We start from the raw sequence: 18,138 nt of genomic DNA, 5'->3' as shown, positions 1-18,138 counted from the left end.
TTTAAAGAAGTATGAAAAAGTATAAAGTACATATATTCTCATTAGTTGCGGCACTTGGTTTGTCGTCATGTGATGATTATTTGGATATTAATAACTCACCGACTAACCCAATATATGAGAGTGTAACTCCAAACTTGGCATTAGGTGGGGCTATTACACAGCCATATAGAACATTTGCAGTTGATCAAAACAGGTTAGGTAACTTGTTTATGAACAGCTGGGGTGGTAACGTAAATTCTTACACAGGTATTTACACTGTTGAGTTCGATTTGAATATTGATAACTCATTCTATTCAAGAACCTGGGAGAATTTATTCCTAACAACCTTAGGTTTAACAAACATTCAAAATTATCCTGCTGATAATTATGATAACCATAAAGCTATTGCTAAGATTGTAAAAACATTTTACTTTCAGTATTTAGTAGATTTATATGGAAATATGCCATATTCTCAGGCACATAATCCATTGAACACTACTCCTGCTTATGATAATGCTAAAGATATTTACAGATCTTTAGTTGTTGAGTTGGAAACAGCTGTTGCTATGATTCATAATGCTCCTGCTAACACTACAGCTGTTGGTAATGAGGATGCTATTTTCAAAGGAAACATGGTTAACTGGGAGAAATTTGCTAACACACTTAAATTAAGATTGTTAATAAGAGAATCCGGAGTTGCTTCCAGTCAGGCTTACATTACAGCTGAAATGAATGAATTAACGGCTTCTGGTGCTCAGTTCTTAACAGCTGATGCTAAAGTTAATCCAGGTTATTCTAATGCTAATAATGATAAACAAAATCCATTCTACAATACTTATGGATTTAACATTAATGAAACAACGGCTAGAGCTGGTTACCTTTCAACTGTAGCTACTAAAAATGCTATTGAATCTTTAAATGGTGTTAAATACAGTCCTAGTAATCCTTCTCTTGCATTTGATAATCGTTTACCTAGATTATGGAAACAAAATGGTAGTGCTTATGAAGGAGTTATTCAAGGACAAACAGGTATCGAGGCTACTGATAACTTAGCAAACTTCGGACCTGGTATTGTTAAAAATTCTGCTCAGGATGGTTATTTATTCACAGCTGCCGAAAGTTATTTCTTACAAGCAGAGGCTGTTCATAACGGGTATTTAACTGGTGATGCTAAAGCTTTATTCCAAACGGGTATCCAAAAATCTTTTGATTTATTAGGAGCTACAGGTGGAGCAACTTATATTACTAATACTAACGGTATTGATAAATTAGGTTGGGATGGTTCTAGTAGCAAAATTGAGGCTATCATGACTCAAAAATGGATTGCTTTAATGAGCATCAATGGTCTTGAGTCTTGGATTGAATATACAAGAACTAGTTACCCTCAGACAGACCTAGCACTTACTGCTACCAGACCAGCTAAACCGGTAAGATTGATGTATCCTGGATCTGAGTATACTGCTAATGGTAACAACGTTCCAAGTCAATCTCAAAATGATGCATTTACTAACAAGATTTTCTGGAATCTTCCATAAAAAAAATTAAGTTTATGAAAAAAATTAAATTATTATTTTTATTAATCACGGCTACTGCAGCGACAGTATCGTGTGATTTAGGTGATGAAGCACCTTCTTATGGTGATTCTAGAGCTATTGTAGGTTTTCCTAGAACTACTCAAAGTGCTTCAATCGTAACCGATGGTACTGATAAAACGATTAACGCTGCTATTGAATTAATCGGTGGTAATAATGGTTTACCAGTAGATCAGGATGTTGCTGTTACTTATGAAGTAGATGCAGCTAGTACTGCAACTGAAGGGGTGCAATTTAATTTCCCTACAGCTAGCCGTACTGCTATCATTCCTGCAGGAAGTAAAACGGTTTTAGTTCCAATTACTGTTCACAGTGGTGCTATTACTGTAGGTAATAATAAAAACATCGTTTTGAAAATTACAGGAGCTTCTTCTGCTAGCGCAACTGTTGTTGGATCAAACTTTAGTAAAGTAAGAATTACTTTAGTAGGACAATGTTTCTCTAACTTAGCAGGTAACTATGTTCTTAATTATACATCTGGTCCTCAACCTGTTTTAATTACAGCTGTAGGTATCGGTGAGTACAAGTCAAATATTACACCAGGATTCACTCAGTATGATATGTACTTTAGTGATGTGTGTGGTACATTGAAAATTACAGATTGGACTCACAACGCTACAAATGCAATTTCTGGAGTTGGTCAGGTTCAGTCTAATGGTGATTTAAGATTTACTAATGTTACTATTGTTGGTGTAGCTGGTTATACTAATCTAAGCTGGCTTGTTAAAAAAGTAATCTAACACGATAATAAAATTTCAATATGAAAAAAAATAATAAAAGATATTTAAATTCAGCTTTTGCATTATTGTTGTCGGGATTCGCTTTAGTATCTTGTAATGATAATGAGGTTGATTTTGTTTACAACCAAAAGCCTACTGTATCAGTAGCACAGACTTCTTATACCGTTAATGAAGGTGAAGTTGTGTCAATCGTACTAACACCAAGCAGAACTATCAACGCTCCGATTCAGGTGAAACTTGAATTGTTGCCAGGTGGTACAGCTACTATCGATGACGATTTCTCATTACCTGGAACACCAATCGGAATTGATGAAGGTTTAGGTGCTGACGGATTTATGGTTACTATCCCTGCAAATGCATCAAGCTACACTGTTAAAATTCCTACAGTTATTGATGATGCAGTTGATGATAACGAAACTTTTGCAGTAAGATTAAGCGGAACATTTAACTTAAATGCGACTATTGATCAGGTTGTAAATGTAACAATCAAAAACGTTGTTAAAGACGAATTAGATTTAACTTTATCTTGGGATAAAACTTTCTCATTCGGAGGTGAGACATATTCTCTTTGTGAAGAAGAGTATGATATTGATATCTTAGTTTTCGATGCTGCTACACTTAATCCTTTTGGAAACGGTGCTCAAACAGGAGATTGCCCTGAGCATTTAAACATGCCATTAAGCGAGTACCCTGATGGTGAGTATATCATTGCTGGTTACCTTTATAACGATATCGGTCTTCCTTCTTTAGGATTACCTGAGTTCAATATTCCAATCACAGTTGATTATCTTAGAGGTGGTTCTAGCACATTGTCTGGATCATTTACACAATCAACAGGAATGTTAACATCTAACTCTCAAGGTGATTCCGGAGCTCCTTCCGGAGGTAACGGAGATGGTGACTTAACAGTTATTGTTAGAGTTAAAGTTCAAAATGGTGTATTCACTATTTTAAATGGTAGCACTGTTCTTGCTCAAGGTAAGAGTGCTGCTAAAATGATCGATGCTTTCAAAGTAAGAAAAGCATTAAAACATAAAAAATAATATTTAACGATATATTTTTAAAGCGCCCCAATCGGGGCGCTTTTTTATTTGTAAGAATACCGGGTTAAAAAAATAAAAGGATAGTATAAAAATTACGCTCATTTTTTAGAATGACCTTATTATTTATAAAATTCTAATACCTTTGCCTTTCTAATATAGAATTATGAAGCATCTTTTTTTGACGGTATTTTTTTTCTGCTCTTTGTCAATGTTAGGCCAGGAACAATTGGATACGATTAAGCCAAGAAAATCATTGAGAGTATCAGATGAGAAAAAACATGTTGCCCCGATTAATCAATATAAAATTATCTCTCTGGAAAAAGATACTACCTATGTAGACACTTCACTAACCATAAAAAAAGAATACGCACTTAATTATCTGCGAAAAGATATTTTTGGATTAATGCCTTTTGCTAATGAAGGACAAACGTATAACACGCTGGATTACGGATTGACTTCCTATAATGCCTATCCGGAATTTGGTTTCAAAGCAAAGCATTTTGCCTATATGAGAGCTGAGGATATTAAGTATTATTCGATGCCGACGCCAATGACCGAACTGTATTATAAATCGGTGATGGAGCAAGGACAAAATCTGGATGCCTTTCTTTCCCTGAATACATCTAAAAATTTCAATATGTCGGTTGGTTATAAAGGACTTCGTTCTTTAGGTAAATATGTTAACCAGCTTTCCAGTACCGGAAATTTCAGATTTATTACCAGCTATCATACCACTGATAACCGTTATAATCTAAAAATGCACTTCGCCGTACAGGATATCTTAAATCATGAAAATGGCGGTGTTAAGAACCTATCGGATTTTGAGAACAGCATCCCGCCTTATGACGACAGGGCACGTTTGGATGTCTATTTTTCGGATGACACAAAATCCTCTCTGGAAGGAAAAAGAATTTTTATTGACCACAGTTTCCGGTTAAATAAGGACAATCCGAATAGTCTTGTTTTCCTGCATCAGCTAAATTATGAGTATAAGTTTTTTAATTATGCCCAGCCAACGGCAAATGAACGATTCGGTTCTGCCTATTCCAGCAGTGTCAACAATAAAACAAGATTCAACAGTATTTATAATAAAATAGGAGTAGCCTATTCGAACCAGTTATTCGGTGATTTTCAATTTTACTTAGAAGAGTATAAGTATAATTATTTCTATAATAATACTGTACTGAACAGTGATGGAACAATTGCTGTTCCGAATGCCCAGAATGATATGATAGATTCATACGGGGCACAATACTCATACTACAAAGGAAAATGGAAAGGAACCTTATTGCTGTCTAACTCGATAACCGATCAGTCACTGGCAAAAGTTGACGGGACGGTTCGTTATACGCTGGATGAAAAAAATATTTTCTCATTCCGTTTCCAGACCATGAATAAATTACCGGACCTGAACTATAATTTATATCAGAGCGGTTATATTGCCTATAACTGGAAAAACAATTTTAAAAACGAAAAAATTAAAAATTTCGAGTTTGAAGCCAAAACCAAATGGTTTGATGCTGCTGCGAAATACACAATTTTAGATGATCATCTGTATTTTGTAAATAACAGTCAGAATGAAACCCAGATCCTGGTTACCCCAACGCAGTATAACAACACGATCAATTATTTTTCCGCCAGAATCGGAAGAGAATTTAAGGTTGGTAAATTCGGATTGGACAATACCTTTTTATACCAGAAGGTGGAACAATCGGATCGGATATTAAACGTTCCGGAACTGGTAGCAAGAAATACGCTGTATTTTAACGACTATTACTTTTCAAAAGCATTATACCTGCAAATGGGTGTTACCCTGAACTATTTTTCAAAATACTATGCGAATGATTACCATCCGCTATTGGGCGAATTTTATATTCAGGAGAAAAAACAAATCGGGAACTTTCCACTATTGGACTTCTTTATCAATGCCAAAATCAGACAAACCAGAATTTACCTGAAAGCAGAACATTTCAATTCCAGCTTTACCGGTTATAACTTCTATTCGGACACGAATAATCCGTATCATGATTTTATGATTCGTTTCGGTCTGGTTTGGAATTTCTTCAGTTAAGACAAGACACTCTTAAATATCAATATCTTTATAATAATTTAGTTTATAGTATATAAACGACTTTTTTAGAAACAATAAAATAATGAAATACGCAAAAAACATATTGGAAACTATTGGAAATACTCCTTTAGTGCAATTAAATAAAGTTACCCAGGAAGTAAATGCCTTAGTGCTGGCTAAAGTGGAAACATTCAATCCCGGAAACTCGGTTAAAGACCGTATGGCGGTAAAAATGATTGAAGATGCAGAAGCAGATGGGCGATTAAAACCGGGCGGAACGATTATTGAAGGGACATCCGGAAATACCGGTATGGGCTTAGCCTTAGCAGCTATTGTGAAAGGTTACAAACTAATCTGTGTGATCTCAGATAAACAATCCAAAGAAAAGATGGATATCCTGCGTGCTGTAGGCGCGAAAGTTGTGGTTTGTCCGACAGATGTTGAACCTACCGATCCACGTTCCTATTATTCCGTTTCCAAACGTCTGGCAGAGGAAACACCGAATGCCTGGTATGTAAACCAATATGATAATCCTTCCAATGCGATTGCACATTATGAGCAGACCGGACCGGAAATCTGGGAACAGACAGATGGTAAAATTACACACTTTGTTGTTGGAGTGGGAACAGGAGGAACGATTTCGGGTGTGGCAAAATACCTGAAAGAGAAAAACCCGAATATCAAAATCTGGGGAATCGATACGTATGGTTCGGTATTTAAAAAATACCACGAAACCGGTATTTTCGATGAAAATGAAATTTACTCCTATATTACAGAAGGAATCGGAGAAGACATCTTACCTAAAAATGTGGACTTTTCATTAATTGACGGTTTTACAAAAGTTACCGATAAGGATGCGGCAGTTTACACGCGAAGAATTGCTTTGGAAGAAGGGATCTTTGTAGGTAATTCAGCCGGAGCAGCTGTAAAAGGACTGATTCAGTTAAAAGAACATTTCAAACCGGAAGACGTAGTGGTGGTTTTATTCCATGACAGTGGTAGCCGTTATGTGGGAAAAATGTTTAATGACGACTGGATGCGTGAAAGAGGATTCCTGGAAGAAGAAATAACCAAAGCAGAAGATCTGATCAAAGAACATATCGACAAACCGTTGGTGGTAGTAAGAACAGAAGAATTGGTTTCCCATGCTATTGAGCGTATGCGCAAACACAAAATATCACAAATCCCGGTAATTGATGTAACCGGATTTGTAGGCTCTGTTGATGAAACCGATTTATTCCAGAGTTACGTTGCCGATAAAAATGTTGCCGACAAACCTATCCGCGAAGTAATGGGAGCGGCTTTCCCGGTTGTAAAATTAGGAACACCAATTGATGAAGTTTCCAAATTGATCAATAAAGACAATCAGGCAGTTTTGGTTGACTTAGGAAATGGGAAACACCATATTATCACGAAACACGATATTATCAACTCGATTAAATAGTTTTAGAATACATAAAAAAGCCCCTTTCGCACGAAAGGGGCTTTTTTTATTCACCAATTAAAATTCCGGAAACATTCCAGGAACTAAAACTTCCTCCTTCGGGAGCACCCTGCGGAATACGGATGCGGATAGTATGATTTCCGGCTTTTAGATTACCAAGATCAATCAGGATAGGATTGGTAACCGTTCCCGGGCACCAGTTGGAACGACTGTAGTCAGATGAAGACAGGCCGTTATTAAAATTTCCGGAGGCAGGATTAAACAACCGGTAGGAACCGCAATCCTGTCGCCACGGAGTAAAAGCAAAAATTTCTTTTTGATCCAAAAAGATGCTGTTCTTTTTAGGGACAAATTCATCACCGTTTTCCCAGCCGCCATGACCGGTTGTGATATAACGCAGTTTGGCATTGTGAACGTCTTTTGGCAGGGTAAAGGAAACTTCCAGCCCTTTTTCGGAATTGAACATCGTAGCATATTCCTGTTCCGCCATTTCCATTACATTGGTCGTATTGAACAGCGGTAAAACAAACGTATTTTTTGGAGATTGCTTTTCCTCGTTATGAATGGTAATATTCAGGCTTATCTGATGGCCGCCTTTATCATAATTTCCGATAAACGTACCAATCCAGATTTCCTGATCGCTCAATGCCGTTTGTAATTCTGAAATATCCTGGCGATACGGAACGGCATCATGCCATTTTTTATCCTTTAACTCAATATGATTGTATTGCTTGATCCCAAAAGGGGTGAAGAAACGCATTAATTCCAATAACGGTGCATAATCATTGGTGCGGACAACCCCCTGATACTGTTTTCCATTTCCGTTGTCATAAAGCGGAAGTGTTTTGGCGCCGTTTTTTAAACCGTCAAGAAAAGACGTTTTCTGATCCGTCGGAATAACAAAAACCGATCCCGTCCGGTCGTAGGCATCACCATTGGATTGTTCCAGTAAATCAACAAAAACCTGGCTGCCCGGTATAATTTTCGGGAAACGTACTTTCTTTAGAACGATGGTACCGTTTGCAAACCGGATAATGCTGTCATTGGACTTCGATTCGCCGGAGAAATTAATCAGCTCGTTTTCAAAAACTTTTATAGTTGTAAAACGGCTTTTCCAGAGTAGGTCGCGGTAGCTGAGCAAATCAACATTTTTGCCTTTAAACGAATTAAAAGCCATCCCTCTTGGGGCTATTTTTTGCAGCTTTTCAACCTTAGTAGCCGTGATTACAAAATTATTATTACGGTTCATTTCCAAAACCAGTCCGAGATTCTGCCCCAAAACAGTGGGAGCGCCCTTTTCCTGGACAGCATTGGTAAACCAAAGTTCAATAGTGTTCGAATTAATGATCGTTTTTGCTTTTTTACAGGGATAGCCCAAAATGGTTTTGGTATCGCCTGTAATCTCAAACTGCTGTTTTGCTAAAGCCACACTGTCTTTTGTACTGATCCAATCGTTGGTGCTTAGCCTGGAAAATTGCGTGTAGCTGTTTGCCGGATGATCAATAAAAGTCTGCTCGTAAGGAAGCGGAGCTTTATGAATCAGAATGTTTTCGGTGGTGAGTAGTGTTTCTTTACCGGTTGCAAAAACCAGTATCGGATCCTGATTTTCAATGCGTTTCCCGTTGGAGCTTTTCAGGTAGGTTATTTTTAATCCTTTTGAAGGGATTACGGCAACCTGGCCGAAAGTAAGACTAAAGAAAAAAAGGAGTAGTGCTGTGTAACGTTTTCTCATTGTTAGTGTATAGAATAACAAAGATAAATTTTTCTTATATTAGTGTTATATTTTATACGCCATGCAGGAAATTTTTTTTACACCATATCTGGCAATACAAGAAATTTGCCATATCCGAACTGAAAACGGAAGAAGGAACGGCACTTCAAATACTTCATTCCGGCCAGTATCTGCAACATGAAGGTCCGGATTTTTTCAATGCCCAGATTATTATCGACAATCAGAAATGGGTCGGGAATGTTGAAATACACATCCGCTCGTCAGACTGGTATTTACACCGCCATGAAACAAATGAGCAATACGATAACGTCATACTGCACGTGGTCTGGGAACACGATATGGAAGTGTTCCGGAAAGACAATACGGAAATTCCGGTATTGGTCCTGAAGAAATATGTTCCTGAAACGCTGCTTTCCGGTTATTATGACCTGATAGCCGATAAAAGCTGGATATATTGTGAGAAACAATTAAAAGAAGTCAATCAGATTGTCCTGCTCAAATGGAAAGAGCGTCTTTTTTTTGAAAGACTCGAAAAGAAGATTTTACCAATTGCACAATTGCTGAAAGAAAATAAAAATGACTGGGAAACCACATTGTTTTGTGCTATTGCCAGAAATTTTGGATTGAATGTAAACGGAGAGGCTTTTTTTCAGATTGCAAAATCAATTCCTTTCACGGTAATCCGGAAAGAACAGTATGAATATGAAAATCTTGAAGCATTATTTCTGGGAAGAGGCGGATTGTTAACGGTACCCAAAGAGGATTCCTATTATAAACAGCTGAAAAAAAGATGGCTTTATTTACAGGATAAATACCCGTTACCCAGACGGTTTGTTCAGCCATTACAGTTTTACAAGTTAAGACCCGGTAATTTTCCGACCATCAGGTTGGTGCAATTAGCACAGCTATACTATGAACAGGCTAATTTGTTTGATGTTGTAATAAAAGGAGATACGATAAAAACCTTTTACAAAATGTTTAACCTGAAAGTTTCCGGATATTGGCAGACACACTATCTTTTTGATAAAGAAAGTGCGATGAAACCAAAAAGGATAAGCAAATCTTTTATTGATTTGGTATTTATCAATACCATTTTGCCGTTACAATTTTTATATGCACAGCATTCGGGGCAGGATATCGTAGAAAAACTAATGGATGTATTGCGGGAAATACCGCCCGAAAAAAATACTGTAATTGAAAAATTCAGACATTTCGGAATAATGGCGGAAAATGCTTTTGATAGTCAGGCTCTGCTGCATCTCAAAAAAGAATATTGTGATGCTAAAAGATGCCTTAATTGTGAAATAGGGCAGCAGTTATTATTGTAATGAATATTTATGGATTATTTTTGGATTATTTTTGGAACGAAATTAAAACTACGTATTATGGGATTAATAACGAACATTCGTCATTTTTTCGAGAAACATGGATTTGAAGTGTCTTCACGGCTGGCAGACAGGTTGGGAATGAGAGCGACCAGCGTCCGGCTTTTTTTTATCTACCTTTCTTTTTTTACAGTGGGTTTGTGGTTCGGAGTTTATCTTACACTGGCTTTCTGGCTGAAATTGAAAGACATGGTATATACGAAACGAAGTTCTGTATTTGACCTATAAAGGATATAGCCATGAACAGCAATAAATTCTACTTAAAGTTTACCCGGGAACAGCGTAGTGGAATTTTTGTGTTGTTGTTCCTGATTGTATTGATTCAGATACTGTATTATGTTGTGTTGTCAAAGGATTATGTTTCGGATCCTCCAGATCCGGAAGAAGAAAAATGGCTGGCATTGCAGTCCAGGATAGACAGTCTGAAAGCCATAAAGGATAACGAAACACTAAAGATCTATCCTTTTAACCCCAATTTTATTTCCGATTATAAAGGATATACCCTGGGGATGACAACGGAAGAAATTGACCGGTTGCACGCCTTCCGGAAGCAGCATAAATTTGTAAACTCTCCAAAAGAATTCCAGGACATCACAAAAGTTTCGGATGAAAAGTTAGCCGAAATCGCACCCTATTTTAAATTCCCGGAATGGGTAAACAGCCCGGGACCAGCCCGGAATTATGGGAGTACTTTTAAAGAACATGCCCGGTCAAAAGAAAAAGACTTCATTATAGACATTAATAAGGCAACAAAAGAAGACCTGATGAAGGTTTACGGTATCGGTCCTGCCTTATCGGAACGCATACTGGCCGAAAAAGAAAAACTGGGTGCTTTTGTCAGTACACAACAATTTCAATACATCTGGGGATTGTCTCCGGAAGTTGTACAACAGCTCATCGTGCATTTTCCGGTTTTGCAGCAACCGCCGCTTCAAAAAATTGACATCAACAATAGTTCTTTAAAAGATCTGGCACAATTTCCCTACTTCCGGTTTGCGCTGGCCAAAGAGATTGTTACTTACCGGAGTATGAATGGCGGGATTAAATCAAAAGAAGACTTAACAAAAATTAAAGATTTTCCAGTAGAAAAAGTTGATATAATTGCCTTATATTTGGATTTTTAAACAAACAAACAACAAAATGAATTTTGATTATAATGAAACGCAGGCGATGATTGCCCAATCAATCAGAGACTTTGCAGAACAACACATTCGTCCTAATATTATGGAATGGGATGAAGCACAAACATTTCCTGTTGATTTATTTAAGAAATTAGGTGAAATGGGATTCATGGGAGTTTTAGTTCCTGAAGAATTAGGAGGTTCAGGTCTTGGATATCATGAATATATTACGATTGTTGAAGAAATTTCAAAAGTAGACCCTTCTATCGGGCTTTCGGTAGCGGCTCATAATTCTCTTTGTACAAATCATATCCTGACATTTGGAAATGAGGAGCAAAAAAAGAGATGGATTCCAAAATTAGCTACTGCAGAGTGGATCGGAGCATGGGGACTAACGGAGCACAATACCGGTTCTGATGCCGGAGGAATGAACACCACAGCGGTTAAAGATGGTGAGGAATGGGTACTGAATGGTGCTAAAAATTTTATCACACATGCTAAATCGGGGAACGTTGCAGTAGTAATTGTTCGTACCGGAGAAAAAGGAGATTCCAGAGGAATGACAGCTTTTGTTGTAGAACACGGAACACCTGGTTTTACAAGCGGAAGAAAAGAAAATAAATTAGGAATGCGCGCAAGTGAAACAGCAGAATTAATTTTCGACAATTGCCGTATTTCCGATGCAAACCGTTTGGGTGAAGTAGGGGAAGGATTTATCCAGGCCATGAAAATTCTGGACGGAGGACGTATTTCCATTGGTGCTTTATCATTAGGAATTGCAAAAGGTGCTTATGAAGCTGCTTTAAAATATTCAAAAGAACGTCACCAGTTTGGAAAACCAATCAGTGATTTCCAGGGAATTTCTTTCAAATTAGCAGATATGGCTACAGAGATTGAAGCTTCAGAATTGTTATTACACAAAGCAGCGTTCTTAAAGAACAATCACAGACCGGTAACGACACTTGGTGCTATGGCAAAAATGTATAGTTCGGAAGTTTGTGTGAAAGTTGCCAATGAAGCGGTACAAATTCACGGAGGTTATGGATATACAAAAGATTTCCCTGTTGAGAAATTCTACAGAGATTCTAAATTGTGTACAATTGGTGAAGGAACTACTGAAATTCAGAAATTAGTAATTTCAAGAAATATACTAAAAGGATAAAAAGTAATTACTTTTAAATATCAAAAACCTGTTCAGCTTGCTGAACAGGTTTTTTTATTTACCGCAAATCCAATAATGGGTAGCCGGTTTTAATTTTTAATGATTTTTGTTGTAAGGGTTTGTTCTCCGGAAACGATCCGGACAATATAAATCCCGTCAGCTTTATCCTGAATGTCTATTTTCAGGTCTTCGGACTCTTTCTTAAAGCGGTTGCTGTATACCGTTGCCCCGATCAGATTGGTAATTTGGATAGTACCTTCCGCCATATCTTTAATGTTGATATAGAAAATACCGTTGTTCGGATTGGGAACAATCTGGATTTTGTCGTCAGATAAAACGGCCTTCTTTTCAGGAAGATTATGAATAGTCTCGTAACTGATTACGGTTTCATCTCCTTGTTTGGCTACATAATTGCCGGAGCAACCCTCAATATAGGATCGGAAAACAGCACCGTTAACAGCGGTAAAACCATTAGTAAGTATTACAGTCTCTCCTGCATGGTATATTCCGGTAGCCCCACTGCCAATTGTATTGCTTACAGTAATGGACGAAGAAGCTTGTCTGGTGTCTGTTGCAGGAGCAGTTACATTGGTCGTTAGTGTTAGATTCGTAACACATGGACTTGGCGTTATCAATAAAGCCTGATAGGCATTTACAAGTCCGTATCCCATTTCACTATGCCAGGTTCCATTAGGTCTTCCTCCAATAGTGGAATAGCTATACAGGTCTGGTCTTACTTTCTGAGCAGATTGTTCGATAATAGTATTTACCTGTACGGCAGTTAAGTTCGGGTTTTTGGATAAAATCAGAGCGGCTACACCGGCAACAACCGGACATGCGGAAGAAGTTCCGTTAAAAGCCTGCATGTAATTTGAAACATCATACCCGGCAGATCCCTGGCGATCGGTAGTCGGCATTTTCACACCGGGAGCCATAATGTCCAACTGGGAACCATAACAACTGCCCCAGGTGGTTTCCCCGTCACAGGATGAAAGGCTTTTTCGTTGCCCGCACGGACTCATGGCACCAACAACAAGAATGTTGGGGAAATAATTGCCGGGATAACGAATATTGGTATTGTTTTCATTACCCGCTGCAAAAACAACAACACATCCTTTTCCGCCACGTCCCAATGTCAGGGCATTATTGATCGCATCTGTTATAATGTTTGACGGAGCATAACCTCCCCATGAATTACTGATTACATCAATACCATTGGTTCTTGCCCAGTTAAAACCACGTGCTAACTCTATAGGAGTGTCGGAAGATAGTAAGTTGATACTGATAGAGACCAGTTGGGTGTTCGGCGCAACGCCGCTGATGCCTAAATTATTATTTTGCACGGCTCCGGTTATACCGGCACATGGCGTTCCGTGAGGACCTCTTACCTGTGCAGGTGATGTTCCGGTTTTTGCATCATAACCGGTACCGAAAACATTGGCTGCTAAATCCGGATGATTCATTTCAAAACCATGATCATAGATGGCTGTTTTTATGCCTGTTCCGGTCGCAATTCCCCAGGCCTGCTCTGCTTTAATGTCTATTCCGGCATAAGCAGCGCCGTATTGACCGGTGTTTTTTAGCCCCCATTGATTGTTGAAATAGGGATCTGCCGAAGCTTCTAAATTATGATAGATAAAGGCAGGTTCCGTACTTTCAAACAAACCGGATTCCTGGAAAATGTTAGCAAATTCCAAAGCATTTTTGTCGTTTGTTCTGGCACAGCTTACAATAAACCAAAGCGGCATATATTGATCATGACCCAAAATTTCCAGATTGTAATTTTTTGCAGTATCATATAATAAATTGACGTCTGCCTCACTTCTTAGTTTGACATAGAAGTTATTGGAAAGGCCAATTTTTTTACCATCGCTGGTTTTGAAACTTGGCGAGGCTTTTACAATTGCATTGATCGTGTTAAAGTTGTTGAGTAAGGCAAAATAATTGCTGGTTTCAAGGCCTTGAGGGTATTGTATCTCAAAATAATAGGTCTTGATGTTTTGATTCATTTTTGCCAATTCATCAACAGCAATAACACTTCCTCTGGTATAGTCTTCGGTAAGTGTGCCTAAGGAAGCATTGTCACTTAAATAAGGTTCTATAAACGCGGTAGTGTTTTCTTTTGTGTTGATTGCCATATTTTGCGTATCTAATTCCAAAAAAAACTTTTCACCGTTATAATAGTAGAAATAGTTTGACTGCCCATAACTTCCACCGGAAATAAGGAGTGTCAGGATACCGAGTATTAATTTTATATTTTTCATAATTTAATATTTTTAAAGATTAAACTATGACAATTACTTCTGGTTGATTTTAGCTTCTAAAGCCTCAATTCGTTTTTCCTGATTAATCAGATACAATACTAGCTCTTCAATTTTTTCCTGTTGTATTTTTGAGATTTCACCAAGACTAAGTCCTTCTTCGGCTACTTGTTTTTCGGATGGAACATTCGGAAGGTGTTTGTTTTTAGCAATAAAGGCAGCTACTTCGGCCAATGGTTTTAGAGTATAATCATCGGCAAATACATAATCGGCCCAGCCGGTTCTTACTCTTACTTCATCCGTAAGAATACCGCCTTTTACAAATAAATTATAGCTGCTTATGTTTGCGCCGCCTATGGTTGTCGGGAAATTTTTGGTTCCTATTCCTGTTTTATTACTGAAATACCCTTTGCCTTCAAAATATCCGCCATAGGTTGAGGAACCGTTGATTTCATCGATACCGATGACAGCACCGGCATAACCACTGCTTAAAGTACCGTTCCAGGCACCTTTTAAGTTTCCGAAAACACCGCCGATATTAAAAGGATTACTTCCGGAGATCCCATCTATTTTTGTAGTGAATTTTCCACCAAGTGTTTGTGAGGTGCCAAATGGCGATCTTGCCTGGGTTACATCAACGTTGCAGCTTATTCCCAGAGTTGTACTTTGAGCAGACCAGTTGGAGTTGTAACCGATGATTCCGGTAGTCAGTGAATTTGTAGTGCTGTAAATGGAACCGGAACTGAATCGCTGTGCAATGATATCGCCTTTATTCCCGTTTCGGACTCCACCGTCAATATCTAATTTTATATTGGTATCCGTTCCAAAGGCAACCGGAGGGGCTGCAATACCGATACCAACGTTTGTACCATTGTCATTTACCTGTGCATAAACACCGGATGTAATACCTAAACTAAATACTACGGCTAAAAAAGTAATGTTTTTTTTCATGATTAATTGTAATTTAATGTTCCCTACTCTGTAAGCTTTTCGGGTTCCGCTTATTTTTTAATAAATTGAACAGATACTGGTTTTTCATACTCCATTTCCAGAATTAAAAGGTAATGGCCGGGAAGTAAATTCGTTAAATCCATATTGATTTCATGTGCTGATTTTGTTATCTTAGAGGTATGGAGAATGCTGCTGGTATCATAGATGCTGTAACTGGTTATGGGAAAAGCAGGGGATTTTACCGTTAAAAAATCACTGGCAGGGTTGGGATACAGAATGATTTCAGGATAATATGTTTTTCCCGGACCGCCGGTACTGGTACGTATCACCGTAGTACCGCCGTTATGCTGGTTTTTTGGAGCTGATGCCGTGACTGGGCAAATGTGAATGGTGGTGTCTGGGATAGGGGTGATGTTGACGCTTGTTTCGGAAACGTATTCCCCGCTCATTTTAATGTTTTGGGTATTGGAAATTATTAAAGCCGAAATTTCATAGACATTCGCATTTTCATAATCGGAAGAAATAGTTAAGTATATATTGTTTTTTTTTTCGGCTGCTACCTGTCCGTTCACAATCGTAAAATGTAGAAGTGCTGAGAGTAAAAACAAGAGGCTTTTTTTCATGATTGCTAAAGTTTATATTTCAAATCTATTTGGTATTTAGGATACAAAAAATACCATAAAAAGGGTATTTTTTGTATATTTCAAACAGTTTGAATTTTCTTATATGCTATACGAAAAAATATATGAAGAGCAGAATATTTTTGTTAACCATCTCATTTCTGGCAGTATTTAATTCTGGTGTTTTGTGTGGTCAGCATGATGATAGATTGGTGATAAAGCATATTGATAATTATGCAAGGACACTCTCGTCCCAGCCGGATTCCGCCTTTTATTATATAAGAATGGCTACTGCTGAAAGTGAGAAAAACAACGATCCGTTTTTACTGTCCAGGTGTTATTATAATCTGGGATACTACTATTACCTTCAAAAACAACTGGAAAAATCAAAAGCATATACCTGTAAATCTTTTCCGTATGCAGGGAAAGCCCGAAACTATACCATTACCGCACTTGGGTATAATCAATTGGGATTAATAGACAGGGATCAGGGCAATTATAGCAGCGCATTGCAAAATTTCCTAAAATCATTAGATATCGCCGAAAAGCACGGGTTGATGCGAAACCAGAGTGTGGCCCTAAATAATTTAGGTTACCTGTATGATTTGCAAAATGATACTGTTAAGGCATTAAAAGCCTATACGGAAAGTCAGCAAATTGCCTACGGAAATAACTTAAAGTTTGAGCTGTTGGCAACATATAATAACATCGCGATTCTTGAAAAAAAGAGGAATGCTAAAAAAGCAATCGATAATTATAAAAAAGCTTATGCGATAGCGGTTGCATTAAATGATAAATACGAACAGTTTAATATACTGATCAATTTAAGTGACAGTTATGCCGCTACTGTTGCCGGAAGGCAAACCGGTTTCCGGTATCTGATGCAGGCGAAAAAAATCGCGGAAGAATTAAAAGATCAGAACTTGCTTTTCTATTTGTATTTTAATTTAGGGGGATATCACCGGACATTAAAAACGTATGATGAGGCAATTAAAAATTACCATACAGCACTGCAATTTTCCGAAAAAGGAATTTCCCAGGACCAAAAATGGAGTTTGTTACAGGCCATCGAACAGGTTTATAGCGAATCGGGAAATTTTAAACAGGCCTATTTTTATAAGGAGGCATGTAATAGGTTGAAGGATAGTGTTTTTACGATTGAAAAAAATAAAGCATTTCACGAGATACAAACAAAATATGAAGTTGATAAAAAGAATTTAAGGATACAGCTGCTGACAAAAGAGAAGATCATTCAGCAAAACCGGAAGGAGCTGATATTAATCGTTGGGCTTATACTGGTGGTTGCATTACTGATCGCGTTGTGGGTTTATAAAAATCGGATCAGGACACAAAAAATCATCAATGAAAAAGAAAGTGAAATCCATAAAAAGGAAATTGTGAGGCTGGAACAGGAAAAAGAGTTAAAAAGAATTACCGGTGTTGTACAGGGGCAGGATCAGGAAAGAAACAGGATTGCCAAAGAAATCCATGACGGAATAGGCGGAACACTGGCCGGAGTAAAGCTACAGCTGTCTCAGGCGAATACTATAATGAAGAATAAAGGAATTGATATTATCATTGAGCAGATGACACTTGTTTGCAGGAACCTGAGAAGCATTTCTCATAATTTAAGCCTGAATTATTTAAAAGATAAGGATCTTGAAGTATTGTTAAACGAGCTTAAAGAAGAGTATCAATACCGGGAGGAGTTTCAGATAGAAGCAGTTGTTTATCCGGAGGGAGCTTTAAATTCCTTTTCTGAATCGGTCAAACATCAGACCTATCGGATTGTACAGGAGCTGGTTGCTAATATTTCGAAACATGCCGCAGCTACCGATGTTATGTTGAATGTTACAAGGCATAATGACCTGTTGAATATAATTGTGGAGGATAATGGTAGGGGATTTGATAATACGATATCAAAAGGAATCGGTTTAAAGAATGTTGAAGAAAGACTTTCGGCTATAAATGGCAGTATGATTATAGAAAGTCAGTTGGGAAGAGGTACAACGGTAATTATTGATATTCCAATTTAGC

14 protein-coding genes are annotated in these 18,138 nt (G+C 37.8%); 10 read left to right on the top strand and 4 right to left on the bottom strand.

The annotated features are described in order from the left end of the window. Window positions 1-11: 11 nt before the first annotated feature. The 5 genes from BGO42_RS10195 (at window position 12) to BGO42_RS10175 (ending at window position 6,869) form a co-directional block, all read left to right on the top strand. Window positions 12-1,514 carry a SusD/RagB family nutrient-binding outer membrane lipoprotein gene (locus tag BGO42_RS10195; RefSeq protein ID WP_273244072.1) on the top strand — a complete coding sequence of 501 codons (1,503 nt, stop codon included), beginning with the start codon at window positions 12-14 and terminating at the stop codon, window positions 1,512-1,514. A 14-nt stretch (window positions 1,515-1,528) separates the two neighbouring features. Then, the gene (locus BGO42_RS10190) at window positions 1,529-2,311 is read left to right on the top strand and encodes a hypothetical protein (RefSeq protein ID WP_273244070.1); all 783 of its coding nucleotides are present in this window, start codon (window positions 1,529-1,531) and stop codon (window positions 2,309-2,311) included. 20 nt (window positions 2,312-2,331) lie between these two features. Next, window positions 2,332-3,354, top strand: coding sequence for a hypothetical protein (locus tag BGO42_RS10185; RefSeq protein ID WP_273244068.1), 1,023 nt, complete (start codon window positions 2,332-2,334; stop codon window positions 3,352-3,354). A gap of 163 nt (window positions 3,355-3,517) precedes the next feature. Next, a complete protein-coding gene (locus BGO42_RS10180; protein WP_273244066.1) occupies window positions 3,518-5,425 on the top strand; it encodes a putative porin in 1,908 nt (635 codons plus the stop codon). Window positions 5,426-5,507: 82 nt separating this feature from the next. After that, the gene (locus tag BGO42_RS10175) at window positions 5,508-6,869 is read left to right on the top strand and encodes a pyridoxal-phosphate dependent enzyme (protein WP_273244064.1); all 1,362 of its coding nucleotides are present in this window, start codon (window positions 5,508-5,510) and stop codon (window positions 6,867-6,869) included. Between the two features lie 46 nt (window positions 6,870-6,915). Here the strand turns inward: BGO42_RS10175 and BGO42_RS10170 are convergent, their stop codons facing one another. Beyond that, a complete protein-coding gene (locus BGO42_RS10170; RefSeq protein ID WP_273244062.1) occupies window positions 6,916-8,601 on the bottom strand; it encodes a GLPGLI family protein in 1,686 nt (561 codons plus the stop codon). Between the two features lie 5 nt (window positions 8,602-8,606). Here BGO42_RS10170 and BGO42_RS10165 point away from each other — a divergent pair, with 5 nt between their 5' ends. The 4 genes from BGO42_RS10165 to BGO42_RS10150 are packed head-to-tail and all read left to right on the top strand — an operon-like array spanning window position 8,607 to window position 12,269. Further along, window positions 8,607-9,929, top strand: a complete 1,323-nt coding sequence (locus BGO42_RS10165; protein WP_273244060.1) for a DUF2851 family protein — start codon at window positions 8,607-8,609, stop codon at window positions 9,927-9,929. Between the two features lie 57 nt (window positions 9,930-9,986). Beyond that, on the top strand, window positions 9,987-10,214 hold the full coding sequence (locus tag BGO42_RS10160) for a PspC domain-containing protein (protein ID WP_177729891.1): 228 nt from the start codon (window positions 9,987-9,989) through the stop codon (window positions 10,212-10,214). A gap of 11 nt (window positions 10,215-10,225) precedes the next feature. Continuing rightward, window positions 10,226-11,110 (top strand): ComEA family DNA-binding protein, encoded by an 885-nt coding sequence (locus BGO42_RS10155; protein WP_273244058.1) that lies wholly within the window; start codon window positions 10,226-10,228, stop codon window positions 11,108-11,110. Window positions 11,111-11,126: 16 nt separating this feature from the next. Continuing rightward, window positions 11,127-12,269 carry an acyl-CoA dehydrogenase family protein gene (locus BGO42_RS10150; protein WP_177729887.1) on the top strand — a complete coding sequence of 381 codons (1,143 nt, stop codon included), beginning with the start codon at window positions 11,127-11,129 and terminating at the stop codon, window positions 12,267-12,269. A gap of 89 nt (window positions 12,270-12,358) precedes the next feature. Here BGO42_RS10150 and BGO42_RS10145 read toward each other — a convergent pair whose 3' ends face one another. From BGO42_RS10145 to BGO42_RS10135, 3 genes are read right to left on the bottom strand one after another with little or no spacing between them, the layout of a single operon-like run. Further along, a complete protein-coding gene (locus BGO42_RS10145; protein WP_273244056.1) occupies window positions 12,359-14,533 on the bottom strand; it encodes a S8 family serine peptidase in 2,175 nt (724 codons plus the stop codon). Between the two features lie 33 nt (window positions 14,534-14,566). Further along, complete coding sequence (locus BGO42_RS10140; RefSeq protein ID WP_273244054.1) at window positions 14,567-15,481, bottom strand: hypothetical protein; 915 nt, start codon at window positions 15,479-15,481, stop codon at window positions 14,567-14,569. 50 nt (window positions 15,482-15,531) lie between these two features. Further along, on the bottom strand, window positions 15,532-16,104 hold the full coding sequence (locus BGO42_RS10135) for a T9SS type A sorting domain-containing protein (RefSeq protein WP_273244052.1): 573 nt from the start codon (window positions 16,102-16,104) through the stop codon (window positions 15,532-15,534). 122 nt (window positions 16,105-16,226) lie between these two features. On the opposite strand from BGO42_RS10135, the gene BGO42_RS10130 reads away from it, so the two are divergent. Continuing rightward, window positions 16,227-18,137 (top strand): tetratricopeptide repeat-containing sensor histidine kinase, encoded by a 1,911-nt coding sequence (locus BGO42_RS10130; protein WP_273244051.1) that lies wholly within the window; start codon window positions 16,227-16,229, stop codon window positions 18,135-18,137. Window position 18,138: the final 1 nt, after the last annotated feature.

The organism is Flavobacterium sp. 40-81, assembly GCF_001898245.1.
Classification (GTDB): Bacteria; Bacteroidota; Bacteroidia; order Flavobacteriales; family Flavobacteriaceae; genus Flavobacterium; species Flavobacterium inviolabile.
Note: the sequence above shows the minus strand (reverse complement) of the source record. Positions and strands in the feature narration are given on the sequence as shown.

Coding starts and splice junctions, on each gene's coding strand:
- BGO42_RS10195 (WP_273244072.1), top strand. CDS start 12: ATGAAAAAGTATAAAGTACATATATTCTCATTAGTTGCGGCACTTGGT.
- BGO42_RS10190 (WP_273244070.1), top strand. CDS start 1,529: ATGAAAAAAATTAAATTATTATTTTTATTAATCACGGCTACTGCAGCG.
- BGO42_RS10185 (WP_273244068.1), top strand. CDS start 2,332: ATGAAAAAAAATAATAAAAGATATTTAAATTCAGCTTTTGCATTATTG.
- BGO42_RS10180 (WP_273244066.1), top strand. CDS start 3,518: ATGAAGCATCTTTTTTTGACGGTATTTTTTTTCTGCTCTTTGTCAATG.
- BGO42_RS10175 (WP_273244064.1), top strand. CDS start 5,508: ATGAAATACGCAAAAAACATATTGGAAACTATTGGAAATACTCCTTTA.
- BGO42_RS10170 (WP_273244062.1), bottom strand. CDS start 8,601: ATGAGAAAACGTTACACAGCACTACTCCTTTTTTTCTTTAGTCTTACT.
- BGO42_RS10160 (WP_177729891.1), top strand. CDS start 9,987: ATGGGATTAATAACGAACATTCGTCATTTTTTCGAGAAACATGGATTT.
- BGO42_RS10155 (WP_273244058.1), top strand. CDS start 10,226: ATGAACAGCAATAAATTCTACTTAAAGTTTACCCGGGAACAGCGTAGT.
- BGO42_RS10150 (WP_177729887.1), top strand. CDS start 11,127: ATGAATTTTGATTATAATGAAACGCAGGCGATGATTGCCCAATCAATC.
- BGO42_RS10145 (WP_273244056.1), bottom strand. CDS start 14,533: ATGAAAAATATAAAATTAATACTCGGTATCCTGACACTCCTTATTTCC.
- BGO42_RS10140 (WP_273244054.1), bottom strand. CDS start 15,481: ATGAAAAAAAACATTACTTTTTTAGCCGTAGTATTTAGTTTAGGTATT.
- BGO42_RS10135 (WP_273244052.1), bottom strand. CDS start 16,104: ATGAAAAAAAGCCTCTTGTTTTTACTCTCAGCACTTCTACATTTTACG.
- BGO42_RS10130 (WP_273244051.1), top strand. CDS start 16,227: ATGAAGAGCAGAATATTTTTGTTAACCATCTCATTTCTGGCAGTATTT.